This is a genomic window from Burkholderia sp. BCC0419 (genome assembly GCF_902830285.1).
GTDB lineage: Bacteria > Pseudomonadota > Gammaproteobacteria > Burkholderiales > Burkholderiaceae > Burkholderia.
This window is the reverse complement of the sequence record NZ_CADESR010000001.1, coordinates 1,519,036-1,531,781: the sequence shown is the minus strand read 5'-3', so window position 1 is coordinate 1,531,781 and position 12,746 is coordinate 1,519,036. Positions and strand designations below refer to the sequence as shown.

Genomic DNA, 12,746 nt, shown 5'->3' with positions numbered 1-12,746 from the left:
TCAGTCTCCGAGGAACGCGACGATCAGGCGGTTCACGTCGGCGGCCGCCTCCATCTGCACCATGTGCCCGCTGCCGGCGATCACCTCGGCACGCACGCCGTCCGGCAAGCCCTGCGCATGCTGCGCGGGAATCACCTGGTCGCGCTCGCCCCAGATCACGAGCGTGCGCGGCGCGAGCAACGCGATGCGCTCACGGAACACGCGGCGCTGGGTCGCGCCGTCGAACACGGCATGCGCGATCTTCTCCAGCGCGGCCGGCACACCTTCGAGCCGCTTGTACTTGACGAGATCCTCGACGAGCTGCCGCGTGACCAGCGCGTCGTCCGCGAACAGCGCGCCGAGGTGCGGCTTCAGCGTGTTGCGGCTGTTGCCGGCGACGAAGCCGTCGATGTACGCGCGGTTGATGTCGGCGCCGAGCCCCGCGCTCGCGATCAGCGTGAGCGATGCGACGCGTTGCGGCGCGCGCTCGGCCGCCGTCATCGCGACCGCGCCGCCCATCGAATGGCCGATCAGGTGCGCGCGCTCGATGTGCTGCGCATCGAGCAGCGCGAGCACCGCGTCGGCCAGTTCGTCGAGGCTGCCGGTGTCGACCGCCTTGCCCGATTCGCCATGGCCGGGCAGATCGAGCGCCCACACCGGCCGGTGTGCGGCGAGATCCGCGTGATTGAACAGCCAGTTGTTCAGGTCGCCGCCGAAGCCGTGGATCAGCACGGCCGGCGTGCCCAACCCCTCGCCCAGCTTCAGGAAGCGAATCGTACGGCCGCCGATCTGCGCCTTCTCGGGCTGCGGGCCGGCCGCCTCGTCGGAAGCCGCGCTCGGCACGAAATCGCGCTGAAAGTCGGCGATCGCCGCATCGATGTCGGCGTCGCTCGCATCGGCGGCCGCGACGACGCCGAGCAGCGCGCCGACGGGCAGCGTCTCGCCCTCCTGCGCGACCTGCCGGCGCAGCGTGCCGTCGAATGCGCATTCGACGCCCGACGAGATCTTGTCGGTCTCGACGTCGAGCACCTCGTCGCCCTTCGCCACGCGTTCGCCGATCGCCTTCAGCCAGCCGTTGACCTGCCCCTGCTCCATCGACAGCCCCCACTTGGGCATCGTGATCATGTGAATCGACATCGTGTCAGCTCCTCGTCTTGAGTACCGCCTGCGCGATCGCATCGGCGGACGGGATATACAGGTCTTCCAGCACGCCGGCGAACGGCGCGGGCGTATGCGGCGCGGTGACCAGTTCGATCGGCGCCTTCAACGAATGGAATGCGCGCTGCGCGACGAGCGCGGCGATGTCGGTCGCGATCGAGCAGCGCGGGTTCGCTTCGTCGACGACCACCACGCGCCCGGTGCGCGCCGCACTTTCGAGGATCGTTTCCTCGTCGAGCGGCGACGTCGTGCGCAGGTCGATCACGTCGCACTGGATGCCGTCCTTCGCGAGCTTCGCGGCCGCGTCCATCGCGAGATGCACCATCCGGCCGTACGTGACGATCGTCGCGTCGTCACCGTCGCGCATCACGTTCGCCTCGCCGAACGGAATTGCGTAGGATTCCTCCGGTACGTCGCCCTCACGCGTATAGAGCAGCTTGTGTTCGAGGAAGATCACGGGATCGTTGTCGCGGATCGCCTGGATCAAGAGCCCCTTCGCGTCGTACGGCGTCGACGGGCACACGACCTTCAGCCCCGGGATGTGCGTGAACAGCGACGTGAGCATCTGCGAGTGCTGCGCGGCCGCGCGCAGGCCCGCGCCGTACATCGCGCGGATCACGACCGGCGTGACGGCCTTGCCGCCGAACATGTAGCGGAATTTCGCCGCCTGGTTGAAGATCTGGTCGAAACACACGCCCATGAAATCGATGAACATCAGTTCCGCGACGGGCCGCATCCCGCACGCGGCCGCGCCGACCGCCGCGCCGATGTAGCCGCCCTCCGACAGCGGCGTATCGAGCACGCGGCCCGGAAACTTGTGGAACAGCCCCTTCGTCACGCCGAGCACGCCGCCCCATGCGTCGTCCTCGCCCGGCGCGCCCGCGCCGCCCGCGTTGTCCTCGCCCATCACGATCACGCTGTCGTCGCGCGCCATTTCCTGCGCGAGCGCCTCGTTGATCGCCTGCGAATAAGTGATCTTCCTTGCCATGTCTGTCTCCTGGAATGTTCGGTTCGCCGTGCCGGCTGCTGGGTCAGGCCGCGCTCACGGATACGACACGTAGACGTCGGCCAGCAGGTCGGCGGCATCCGGCAGCGGCGCCGCCTTCGCCTGCGCGACCGCGTCGTCGATCAGCGCCTTCACCTGGGCGTCGACCGCGCGCAGGTCGTCGGTGGTCAGCGCTTCGGCGCGCACGACGCGGGTTTCGAAATGCTTCAGGCAGTCCTTCTCGTCGCGCAGCTTCTGCACTTCGCCCGGCGCACGGTAGGTTTGCGCATCGCCCTCGAAGTGGCCGAAATAGCGCGTCAACTTCACCTCGACGAGCGTCGGGCCGCCGCCGTTGCGCGCACGTTCGACGGCCTCGCCGAGCGCCTCGTGCACCGCGAAGAAGTCGAAGCCGTCGACGATCACGCCCGGCATCCCGAACCCGTTCGCCCGATCGGCGATGTTGTCGGTCGCGACCGACCAGCTCGACGACGTCGCTTCCGCATAGCCGTTGTTTTCGGCGACGAAGATCGCGGGCAGCCGCCACACCGACGCGAGGTTCATCGATTCGAAGATCACGCCCTGGTTCGACGCGCCGTCGCCGAAGAAGCACACGCCGACGCCGCCCGTCTTCTTGTGCTTGGCCGCAAGCGCCGCGCCGCACACGAGCGGGCCGCCCGCGCCGACGATCCCGTTCGCGCCGAGCATCCCCATCGACAGGTCGGCGATGTGCATCGAGCCGCCCTTGCCGTGGCAGACGCCCGTCTTCTTGCCGTAGATCTCGGCCATCATCCCGTGCACGTCGACGCCCTTCGCGATGCAGTGGCCGTGGCCGCGGTGGGTGGTGGCCACGTAGTCGTCGAGGCCGAGGTGCAGCATCGTGCCGACAGCGGACGCCTCCTCGCCCGCATACAGGTGAACGAAGCCCGGTATCTCGCCGGTCGCGAATTCGACGTGCAGGCGTTCCTCGAATTCGCGGATCGTGCGCATCAGCCGATAGGCGTCCAGCAGCGTGTCCCTGCTGAGCTGTGTCGAAGCGGTCATGTATGTCTCCTGGGTAGGTCTGACTGCGAATGCCGCCCCGGCCATACCGCGGCGGCGGATTGCACGGCCTGTGGCCGTCAGTGGAACGTGAAGCCGCCGTCGACGTTCACGGCCTGGCCCGTCACGTTGTCCATCGTCGCGAAGAACAGCGCGAGCCGGCCCATGTCTTCCGGCGTCTGCGCGCGGCCCTGCGGAATCAGCGTCAACTGGTGCCGCTGCCACGATTCCTCGACCGATTCGCCGTCGGTCTTCCATTCGTCGGACAGCCGGTCCCACATGTCGGTACGGACGATGCCGGGGCAGATCGCGTTGACTGTCACGCCGTCGCGCGCAAGCTCCTTCGCCAGCGCGTTGGTGAAGCCGACGACCGCGAATTTCGATGCGCTGTAATGCGCGAGATTCGGAAAGCCTTCCTTGCCCGCGATCGACGCGACGTTGATGATCCGGCCGCGCCCCTGTGCCTTCAGGTGAGCCAGTGCCGCCCGGCAGCCGAGGAACGTGCCCTTCGCGTTCACGTCCATCACGAAATCCCAGTCGCGCTCGTTCAGTTCGGCGACCGGATGAATGCTGATCACGCCCGCGCAGTTCACGAGGATGTCGAGACCGCCGAGGTCGGCGAGCGCCTGCGCGACCATCGCGTCGACCTGCGCGGCCTGCGTGACGTCGACCTTCGCGATCGCCGCTCGGCGACCGAGCGCGCGCACCTCGCGTGCGGTGGCGTCGAGCGCGTCGTCGAGCAGGTCGGCCAGCAGGATGTCGGCACCGGCGCCGGCGAGCGTCAGCGCGATGCCGCGCCCGATGCCGCGCGCGCCGCCCGTGACGATGGCGACCTGTCCTTCGAGTGGGGCTGTCATGGCGATGTCTCCTTGATGATCGTTATGGATGGCGAAACGTCGTTCGTAAAACCGATATATCAGTCGTGCCACGCACCGGCATCGCGCAGCAGTTGCCGCGACGATGCGTAGCGCAGCGTGCGGCCGACGTCGACCGTCAACGGCCCGCGCCAGTCGAGCGCAATCTCGTAGCGATCGCCGCGCGCGACCTCGATCTCGCGCTCGCCGTCGAACGCGAGCGTGCCGCGCTCGAATGGAATCGCGTGCCACGTGCCCGGTTCGAGCCGCTCGCAACTGCGCATCACGACGCGGTCGACGCGCCCCGGCGCGATCGGCGCGACGAGCGGCGTGCCGGCCGACTTGCCGGCTTCCGCGAAGCGCATCGCGAGCCCGTGCGGCGCGCTGCGTTCGAGCGGCGCCCATGCGCCGCCGAGCGCGGACAGGCCGATGCCGTCCGGTTCCGCGAACGTCAGGTAGAGCGCGTCGATGTCGTCGGAGCCGGAGATCGCGCGCGCGCCGATGAAGCGCTGCCGCGCGGCGCACACGTCGACGAGCGCGATCTCCTCGCGCCCCGGCTGCGCGCCCGCGACGCAGCGCACGACGAGCCGCTTGTTGCGCACGAACGCGACCTCGGCCGGCACGGCGCCGGTCGCAGCGAGCCCTGCGGCGACGCCGGCGACGGTCGCCTCGCGATGTTCGGGAAACGCGTTGTTGGTGCCGGTGGACAGCGCGACGAGCGGCGTCGCGCCGCAATGCGCGGCCACCGCGCGATGGGTGCCGTCGCCGCCGAGCACGACGATCAGCGACACCTCCATCCGGTGCAGGTACGCGGCGCCAGCCTGCGTGTCGGCGACGGTATCGGTGATCGGCAGGTCGACGAATTCGACCTCGGGCCAGCGCTCGTGCGGCGCGACCGCACGATGCGTGTCGATCGCGCGCAGCAGCAGCGTCGCGATACCCGTGCGGTCACGCAGCGTCAGCACGCGCTCGACGCCCATCGCGCCGAGGCCGGCCAGGAGGCGCACGATCATGTTCGCCTTCTCCGCGGTCGGAAACACGGATGCATGCGTCGTGAGGCGGCGGATGTCGCGCCCCGATGCGGGGTTCGCGATCACGCCGACGGTAACGGGCGTCGTCACGGGTTTGTCTCCATCCAGTCGGCGGGGCCGGCGCATTGGCATGCGCGTCGGCCCCGCCTGTTTCGTCCGCTGCCATCGACGGGCGGCGGATCGTCGTCGCCGACGCGATCGCGCCGGCTTGCCCATCATCTCTGCAAGCGGCGTGCCATCGTGCGTACGATGGCCGCGAAACCCGCGTCCGCACTGGTGCGGCGGGCATGCGCGTGCTCGGGATGCGCGGCCGTGACGATGCGGCGCGCGTTGAATTCAGTGGGACGTCTCACGTCGTCGATACGACGACGCGATCGTCGCGGCGTCTGCGCATGCGCGGCGTTCTGCCCGCAAACCCTGCGTTCGCGCGGCGCCGCGCATGTAACGCCCCGCCGGACGACGGCCGCACGCCACGCGTGCGGCCGTCTCAACTGCGCGAGACACGCTGCGATACCGGTGAGACGACCGTCTCACGCGCGCCGCGTGCTGCGATGCAATGTGATCCGCCGGACCGGATGTGCTACAAGAACAGCGACATCCCCGCCGTCCGGAACCGGAGCCGACCATGCCCTATGCCGTCCCCCAGGCCCAGCACGCCGACCGTGTACTCGGCGCGCTCGCCGGACGCCTGCCCGCGCCGGCCGATTCCACGCGCCTCGTGTCGTCGTGGCAACGGTCGCTGGAACGCTACCGTCTCGACCCCGCTTCGTCGATCGGCCCGCGCGTGCTGACCGCGGCGGAACTGCGCGAAGTGCGCGACAAGGAAGAAGCCTTCCTGCGTGCGTCGGGCCAGTGCCTGACGCGGCTGCACGACATGATTCGCGTGGCCGACTACTGCGTGATGCTGACCGACGCGCACGGCGTGACGATCGACTACCGGATCGACCGCGAGCGCCGCAACGACTTCCGTCATGCGGGGCTGCACATCGGCTCGTGCTGGTCGGAAAGCGAGGAAGGCACCTGCGGCGTCGCGAGCGTGCTGACCGATCTCGCGCCGATCACCGTGCACAAGACCGATCACTTTCGCGCGGCATTCACGACGCTCACGTGCAGCGCGGCGCCGATCTTCTCGCCGGGCGGCGAACTGATCGGCGTGCTCGATGCGTCGGCCGTGCATTCGCCGGACGGCCGCGACAGCCAGCGCCTCGTCTACCAGCTCGTGCGGCAAAGCGCGGCACTGATCGAGGACGGCTACTTCGTGCACAGCACCGCGCAGCACTGGATATTGTTCGGACATCCGAACCGTCACTACGTCGAGGCGCAGCCGGAGTGGCTGATCGCGTTCGACGAATGCGGCAACATCGTCGCCGCGAACCGGCACGCGCGCGACGCGCTGCCGGCGCTGCGCGAGCCGCGCCATATCGACGAGATCTTCGATGCGACCGAGATGCCGCTGCGCGACGCCGCGCGGCTCGATGCGATCGTCGCGCTGCGGCTGCGCGCGACCGGCGCCCCGCTCTACGCGCGGCTGCGTGCGCCGCTACGGCGCGCCGGCCGCGAACCCGGCGCCGCATCGCGCCGCCCGGGCACCGCCGCGCCGCGTCACGTCGGCGCGCTGACGCCGTTCCTGAACAGCAGCGACCCGCGCATCGCGCAACAGGCCGAACTCGCACTGCGCGTCGCGAGCAAGCGGCTGCCGATCCTCGTGCTCGGCGAAACCGGCGCGGGCAAGGAAGTGTTCGCCCGCGCGATCCACGACGCCGGCGCGCGGCGCACGCGGCCATTCGTCGCCGTCAACTGCGGCGCGCTGCCGGAAGCGCTGATCGAGAGCGAACTGTTCGGTTATGCGGCCGGCGCGTTCACCGGCGCACGCAAGCACGGCGCGCGCGGCAAGATCGCGCTCGCCGACGGCGGCACGCTGTTTCTCGATGAAATCGGCGACATGCCGCTCGCGCTGCAGACGCGCCTGCTGCGCGTACTCGCCGACGGCGAAGTCGTGCCGCTCGGCAGCGATACGCCCGTGCGCGTCGATCTCGACGTGATCTGCGCGACCCACCGCGATCTCGCGCGGATGGTGGCCGACGGTACGTTCCGCGAAGATCTGTACTACCGGTTGAGCGGCGCGACGTTCGACCTGCCGCCGCTGCGCGAACGCGCGGACGTGCGCGACGTGATCGCCGCGGTGTTCGCCGAGGAAGCGCAGGCGACCGGCCACGTGCTCACGCTCGACGCGACGCTCGCCGAACAGCTCGCCGCGTACCCATGGCCGGGCAACGTGCGGCAACTGCGCAACGTGCTGCGCTATGCGTGCGCGGTGTGCGACGCCGCGCGCGTGACGCGGCGCGACCTGCCGGCCGACCTCGCCGCGCAACTCGGCGGCGCCCCGGCGGGCGCGCTGCCCGACGACGAACGCGGCCGCATCGTCGCCGCGCTCACCGCGCATCGCTGGCGGCCCGACGCGGCCGCCAGCGCGCTCGGCATGTCGCGCGCGACGCTGTACCGGCGCATCGCGAAGTACCGGATCGTCGCGCCGCACCGCGCGTGACGCGCAGGCGCACGCTTCGTCATGCGGGCTGCCCGGCCGCTTCGTTCGCGTTGTCCGCCACGCCGGCCGCTTCGTCGCGCCGCGTGAACACTTCGTGCGCGGCGAACAGCGCGTTGAGCGCGGCCGGCATCCCCGCATACACGGCCATCTGCATGAATACCTCGACGATCTCGTCGCGCGTGCAGCCGACGTTCAGCGCGCCCTCGATATGCACCTTCAGTTGCGGCTGCGCGTTGCCGAGCGCGGCCAGCGCGGCGATCGTCGCGATTTCGCGCGCCTTCAGGTCGAGCTGCGGCCGGCTGTAAATATCGCCGAAGCTGAACTCGACCAAGAGCCGCCCGAAGTCCGGCGCGATCGGCGCCAGCGCCGCGATCACGCGTTCGCCCGCTTCGCCGTCGATTTCCTTCAGTTTGTTCCAGCCGCGCGTGTAGCGATCTTCAACGAGTCGTTCCATCGTGTCCGTCCTGTGCCGATAAAGAGTGAGAAGGATTCGCCCGTCGTTCCGTTTCCCGTTCCTGCGCCTCGTAGTACGCGATCTTGTCGCCGATCGCATCGAGGCTCGCCTGCAGCTCCGCGATATGCGCGCGCACCGCGTCGCGATGCGCGACCAGCAAGTCGCGCCGCGCGCCGAACGTCGACTCGCCCTGCTCGCGCAGCACCGCGAACGCCTGCATCTGCGCGATCGGCATGCCGGTCGCCTTCAGGCGCATCACGAAGGCCAGCCAGTCAAGGTCGGCCGGCGCATAGAGCCGGTGCCCGGCCGCCGTGCGCGAAATCGCGCGCAGCAGGCCGGCCTGCTCGTAATACCGCAACGTATGCGTCGACACGCCCGTCCGTTCGGCGACTTGCCCGATCGTCAGCGGACCGGCGGCGGTGGGTTGGGATACGGTTTTCGACATGGCAGGAACAAGGTTAGGAGTTAGAGTTCACTCTAAGTCAAGCGTTGTCGAACGGCCAGCGTCGCGTTTCCCCGCGATACCCGGCAACACCGTAAAGAATGGTCAAAATCGGCGCCCGGCGCCGGTTTCGGCCTTTACAGCACCGCAAGCCTTCAGCAAGATTCGGTCAGCCTGTCTCAAAAAGGGCACGCATTTGTCCTATGCTTAACGGCGACGCCCGGCCACCTCGCGCCCCGTCGTCCGTTACAACGGTCATTCATCCGTCAGAACCAGGGAGCCTTTGCCATGCTGAAAAAGCTGCTGATGCTGTTCGTCGCGCTATCGCTGTCGCTCGCCGCCGGCCTTGCCGCGGCCGTCGAAGTCAACACGGCTGACCAGGCCGCGCTCGAATCCGTGAAGGGTCTCGGGCCCGTGAAGTCGAAGGCGATCATCGACGAACGCACCAAGAACGGCCCGTTCAAGGACGCCGACGATCTCGCGAACCGCGTGAAGGGCCTCGGTACCAAGTCGGTCGGGCATCTCGAGGAAAACGGCCTGACGATCGGCGGCGCGTCGACGCCGCCGAAGGGCGTGAAGCTGTCGAAGCCGGCCGCGACGACGTCGGCGACCCCGTCGACCACGACGTCGGCAGGCACCGCATCGACGTCCACGGCCGCGACGGCCGGCACGACGACCGCGGCGCCCGCGCCGGCGGCGAGCGCACCGGAAGCGGCCGCCAAGCCGGCCAAGACCAAGCGCGCATCGAAGAAGGAAAAGGCGGCAGCGGCTGCCGCGGCATCCGCCGACGCGGGTGCGAGCGCACCGGCGGCCGCGTCGTCCACGAAGGCGACGAAGGGTTCGAAGAAGAAGAGCAAGAAGGACAAGGCAGCCTCCGCCGCCGCGGCGTCGGGCGCCTGATGTGCGCCGCGCGCGCGACGGCGTGCGCGCGGCATTCGTTCAACGGGCGCCGTCGTCACGGCGCCCTTTTCAGTGAAGGTGAAGAACCATGGGTCTCCTCGACATCGTTGGCGGTCTGATCGGCGGCCAGGCCGGCGGCAACTCGCAAAGCGCGCTGATCACCACCGCGCTCGAATTCATCAACAACCAGCCGGGCGGCCTGAACGGGCTGATCGAGAAGTTCAAGGCCGGCGGCGCCGGCGAGGTGATCGGTTCGTGGGTCGGCACCGGCGAAAACCAGCCGATCTCGCCGGACACGCTGCAGAACGTGCTCGGCTCGGACATCGTCGGCTCGCTCGCGAGCAAGGTCGGCATCGATCCGTCGCAGGCCTCGTCGATCCTCGCGCAGGTGCTGCCGCACGTCGTCAACGGCGCGACGCCGAACGGCGAAGTGCCGGCCGGCGGTCAGATCGATACGTCGAACGTGCTCGGCACGCTCACGCAGCTCGCCGGCATGTTCGGCGGCAACAAGCAGGCCTGAGCGCCCGCCGCGACCGGACGGCCCGTTCGGCCGCTCCATAAGCAAACACCCCGCCGAGGCGGGGTGTTTGTTTTTGCGCGCCCGGCGTGAACCGGGCGCGAACCAGGCATGCGTCGATCAACGGCGCTCAGTGCACGACGCGGTCGAACACGAACGTGCCGTCGTTGACGTCGACCGGAATCACGTCCTTCGGACCGAAGCGGCCGGCGAGGATCAGCTTCGCGACCGGGTTCTCGATCTCCTGCTGGATCGCGCGCTTCAGCGGCCGCGCGCCGAACACCGGATCGTAGCCGACCTTCGCGATCTGTTCGAGCGCCGCCGGCGACACGTCGAGCGCCATGTCGAGCTTCGCGAGCCGGTCGTGCAGGCGCGCGAGCTGGATCTTCGCGATCGACTCGATGTTGCTGCGGTCGAGCGCATGGAACACGACGACGTCGTCGATCCGGTTCAGGAACTCGGGGCGGAAATGCTGCTTCACCTCGAGCCACACCGCGTCCTTGATCTCGTCCTGCGGCGCACCCGTCATCGCCTGGATCACCTGCGAGCCGAGGTTCGACGTCATCACGATCACCGTGTTCTTGAAGTCGACCGTACGCCCCTGCCCGTCGGTCATGCGACCGTCGTCGAGCACCTGCAGCAGCACGTTGAACACGTCCGGATGCGCCTTCTCGATCTCGTCGAGCAGGATCACGCTGTACGGCTTGCGGCGCACGGCTTCCGTCAGGTAGCCGCCTTCCTCGTAGCCGACATAGCCCGGCGGCGCGCCGATCAGCCGCGCGACGCTGTGCTTCTCCATGAACTCGCTCATGTCGATGCGGATCAGGTGCTCTTCCGAGTCGAACAGGAACGACGCCAGCGCCTTGCACAGCTCCGTCTTGCCGACACCCGTCGGGCCGAGGAACAGGAACGAGCCGTACGGACGGTTCGGATCGGCGAGACCCGCGCGCGAACGACGGATCGCGTCGGCCACCGCGCTGATCGCCTCGTCCTGGCCGACCACGCGCTCGTGCAGCTTTTCCTCGATGTGCAGCAGCTTCTCGCGTTCGCCCTGCATCATCCGCGACACGGGAATGCCCGTCGAACGCGACACGACTTCCGCGATTTCCTCGGCGCCGACCTGCGTGCGCAGCAGGCGCGGGCGCGTCGGGTTGTGCTGCTCCTGCTCTTCCGCCTGCGTGACCTGCTTCAGCTGTGCCTCGAGCTGCGGCAGCTTGCCGTACTGCAGCTCGGCGACCTTCTCCAGCTTGCCTTCACGCTGCAGCCGCGCAATGTCCGCCCGCACCTTCTCGATCTCTTCCTTGAGCTGCGCGCTGCCCTGCACCGCCGCCTTCTCGGCGGTCCAGATCTCTTCGAGATCCGAATACTCGCGGCCGAGGCGTTCGATCTCTTCCTCGATCAGCTGCAGGCGCTTCTGCGACGCTTCGTCCTGCTCCTTCTTCACGGCTTCGCGCTCGATCTTCAGCTGGATCAGTCGACGGTCGAGCTTGTCCATCTCTTCGGGCTTCGAATCGATTTCCATCTTGATCTTCGAAGCGGCTTCGTCGATCAGGTCGATGGCCTTGTCGGGCAGGAAGCGGTCGGTGATGTAGCGATGCGACAGCTCGGCCGCGGCGACGATCGCCGGATCGGTGATGTCGACACCGTGGTGCAGTTCGTACTTCTCCTGCAGCCCGCGCAGGATCGCGATCGTCGCCTCGACGCTCGGCTCGTCGACGAGCACCTTCTGGAAGCGGCGTTCGAGCGCGGCATCCTTCTCGATGTACTTGCGGTATTCGTCGAGCGTGGTCGCACCGATGCAGTGCAGCTCGCCGCGCGACAGCGCCGGCTTCAGCATGTTGCCCGCATCCATCGCGCCTTCGGCCTTGCCCGCGCCGACCATCGTGTGGATCTCGTCGATGAAGACGATCGTCCGGCCTTCGTCCTTCGCGATGTCGTTGAGCACGGCCTTCAGGCGTTCCTCGAACTCGCCGCGATACTTCGCACCGGCGAGCAGCGCGGCCATGTCGAGCGACAGCACGCGCTTGCCCTTCAGCGTCTCGGGCACTTCGCCGTTGACGATCCGCTGCGCGAGCCCTTCGACGATCGCGGTCTTGCCGACGCCCGGCTCGCCGATCAGCACCGGGTTGTTCTTGGTGCGGCGCTGCAGGATCTGGATCGAGCGGCGGATTTCGTCGTCGCGGCCGATCACCGGATCGAGCTTGCCCGCGCGGGCGCGCTCGGTCAGGTCGACCGTGTATTTCTTCAGCGCTTCACGCTGGCTTTCCGCATCCTGGCTGTGCACCTGCGAGCCGCCGCGCACCGCGGCGATCGCGGCTTCGAGCGCCTTGCGCGTGAGGCCGTGCTGACGCGCGAGCTTGCCGGCGTCGCCCTTGTCGTCGGACACGGCGAGCAGGAACATCTCGCTCGCGATGAACGTGTCGTTGAGCTTCTGCGCTTCCTTGTCGGCCTGGTTCAGCAGCCCGGCCAACTCACGGCCGATCTGGATGTCGCCGCCCGTGCCCGTCACTTGCGGCAGGCGCGAAATGGCTTCGTTCAGCGCGCCTTGCAGCGCCTGCACGTGAACGCCCGCGCGCGACATCAGCGAGCGGGCCGAACCGTCCTGCTGCGCGACCAGCGCCGCGAGTACGTGAACGGGTTCGATGTATTGATTGTCGCGGCCTGCCGCAAGGCTTTGCGCGTCCGCGAGTGCTTCCTGGAACTTGGTGGTGAGCTTGTCGATTCTCATTTAGTCGAGACCTCCAATTTTCGATTAACACCAAGATGAGGATGGTTATGCGGCTTTCAAGCGAAATTCGGGTTGATTCAGCGCAAAAATTGCCGGATCGCCTGAGAACGGTCCG

The 12,746-nt window shown here is 68.3% G+C and carries 11 protein-coding genes; 3 read left to right on the top strand and 8 right to left on the bottom strand.

The features are described 5' to 3' along the window. From HWW87_RS06850 to HWW87_RS06830, 5 genes are all read right to left on the bottom strand, one after another. The gene (locus tag HWW87_RS06850; RefSeq protein WP_175819698.1) at positions 1 to 1,116 is read right to left on the bottom strand and encodes an acetoin dehydrogenase dihydrolipoyllysine-residue acetyltransferase subunit; all 1,116 of its coding nucleotides are present in this window, start codon (positions 1,114 to 1,116) and stop codon (positions 1 to 3) included. Positions 1,117 to 1,120: 4 nt separating this feature from the next. Further along, entirely contained in the window at positions 1,121 to 2,125 is a 1,005-nt protein-coding gene (locus HWW87_RS06845; RefSeq protein ID WP_175819697.1) for an alpha-ketoacid dehydrogenase subunit beta, read from the bottom strand. 54 nt (positions 2,126 to 2,179) lie between these two features. Beyond that, complete coding sequence (locus tag HWW87_RS06840) at positions 2,180 to 3,163, bottom strand: thiamine pyrophosphate-dependent dehydrogenase E1 component subunit alpha (RefSeq protein ID WP_175819696.1); 984 nt, start codon at positions 3,161 to 3,163, stop codon at positions 2,180 to 2,182. A gap of 77 nt (positions 3,164 to 3,240) precedes the next feature. Then, positions 3,241 to 4,017 carry an SDR family NAD(P)-dependent oxidoreductase gene (locus HWW87_RS06835; protein WP_175819695.1) on the bottom strand — a complete coding sequence of 259 codons (777 nt, stop codon included), beginning with the start codon at positions 4,015 to 4,017 and terminating at the stop codon, positions 3,241 to 3,243. A 59-nt stretch (positions 4,018 to 4,076) separates the two neighbouring features. After that, positions 4,077 to 5,135, bottom strand: coding sequence for an NAD(+)/NADH kinase (locus HWW87_RS06830; protein ID WP_175819694.1), 1,059 nt, complete (start codon positions 5,133 to 5,135; stop codon positions 4,077 to 4,079). Positions 5,136 to 5,670: 535 nt separating this feature from the next. On the opposite strand from HWW87_RS06830, the gene HWW87_RS06825 reads away from it, so the two are divergent. Then, positions 5,671 to 7,590, top strand: coding sequence for a sigma-54-dependent Fis family transcriptional regulator (locus HWW87_RS06825; protein WP_175819693.1), 1,920 nt, complete (start codon positions 5,671 to 5,673; stop codon positions 7,588 to 7,590). 19 nt (positions 7,591 to 7,609) lie between these two features. On the opposite strand, the gene HWW87_RS06820 is transcribed toward HWW87_RS06825, so the two are convergent. Together HWW87_RS06820 and HWW87_RS06815 are read right to left on the bottom strand one after the other, a co-directional pair. Continuing rightward, entirely contained in the window at positions 7,610 to 8,044 is a 435-nt protein-coding gene (locus HWW87_RS06820; RefSeq protein ID WP_175819692.1) for a carboxymuconolactone decarboxylase family protein, read from the bottom strand. Continuing rightward, positions 8,028 to 8,489: a MerR family transcriptional regulator gene (locus HWW87_RS06815; RefSeq protein ID WP_175819691.1), complete on the bottom strand. Its 462-nt coding sequence runs from the start codon at positions 8,487 to 8,489 to the stop codon at positions 8,028 to 8,030. The genes HWW87_RS06820 and HWW87_RS06815 overlap by 17 nt, the downstream gene beginning before the upstream one ends. A 285-nt stretch (positions 8,490 to 8,774) precedes the next feature. Here HWW87_RS06815 and HWW87_RS06810 point away from each other — a divergent pair, with 285 nt between their 5' ends. Together HWW87_RS06810 and HWW87_RS06805 are read left to right on the top strand one after the other, a co-directional pair. Continuing rightward, complete coding sequence (locus tag HWW87_RS06810; protein ID WP_175819690.1) at positions 8,775 to 9,386, top strand: helix-hairpin-helix domain-containing protein; 612 nt, start codon at positions 8,775 to 8,777, stop codon at positions 9,384 to 9,386. Positions 9,387 to 9,474: 88 nt separating this feature from the next. Continuing rightward, positions 9,475 to 9,906, top strand: coding sequence for a YidB family protein (locus HWW87_RS06805; RefSeq protein ID WP_175819689.1), 432 nt, complete (start codon positions 9,475 to 9,477; stop codon positions 9,904 to 9,906). Positions 9,907 to 10,033: 127 nt separating this feature from the next. Here the strand turns inward: HWW87_RS06805 and clpB are convergent, their stop codons facing one another. Further along, positions 10,034 to 12,631 carry an ATP-dependent chaperone ClpB gene (gene clpB / locus HWW87_RS06800; protein WP_175819688.1) on the bottom strand — a complete coding sequence of 866 codons (2,598 nt, stop codon included), beginning with the start codon at positions 12,629 to 12,631 and terminating at the stop codon, positions 10,034 to 10,036. Positions 12,632 to 12,746 lie beyond the last annotated feature (115 nt).

Coding starts and splice junctions, on each gene's coding strand:
- HWW87_RS06825 (WP_175819693.1), top strand. CDS start 5,671: ATGCCCTATGCCGTCCCCCAGGCCCAGCACGCCGACCGTGTACTCGGC.
- HWW87_RS06805 (WP_175819689.1), top strand. CDS start 9,475: ATGGGTCTCCTCGACATCGTTGGCGGTCTGATCGGCGGCCAGGCCGGC.
- clpB (WP_175819688.1), bottom strand. CDS start 12,631: ATGAGAATCGACAAGCTCACCACCAAGTTCCAGGAAGCACTCGCGGAC.
- HWW87_RS06850 (WP_175819698.1), bottom strand. CDS start 1,116: ATGTCGATTCACATGATCACGATGCCCAAGTGGGGGCTGTCGATGGAG.
- HWW87_RS06845 (WP_175819697.1), bottom strand. CDS start 2,125: ATGGCAAGGAAGATCACTTATTCGCAGGCGATCAACGAGGCGCTCGCG.
- HWW87_RS06815 (WP_175819691.1), bottom strand. CDS start 8,489: ATGTCGAAAACCGTATCCCAACCCACCGCCGCCGGTCCGCTGACGATC.
- HWW87_RS06810 (WP_175819690.1), top strand. CDS start 8,775: ATGCTGAAAAAGCTGCTGATGCTGTTCGTCGCGCTATCGCTGTCGCTC.
- HWW87_RS06840 (WP_175819696.1), bottom strand. CDS start 3,163: ATGACCGCTTCGACACAGCTCAGCAGGGACACGCTGCTGGACGCCTAT.
- HWW87_RS06835 (WP_175819695.1), bottom strand. CDS start 4,017: ATGACAGCCCCACTCGAAGGACAGGTCGCCATCGTCACGGGCGGCGCG.
- HWW87_RS06820 (WP_175819692.1), bottom strand. CDS start 8,044: ATGGAACGACTCGTTGAAGATCGCTACACGCGCGGCTGGAACAAACTG.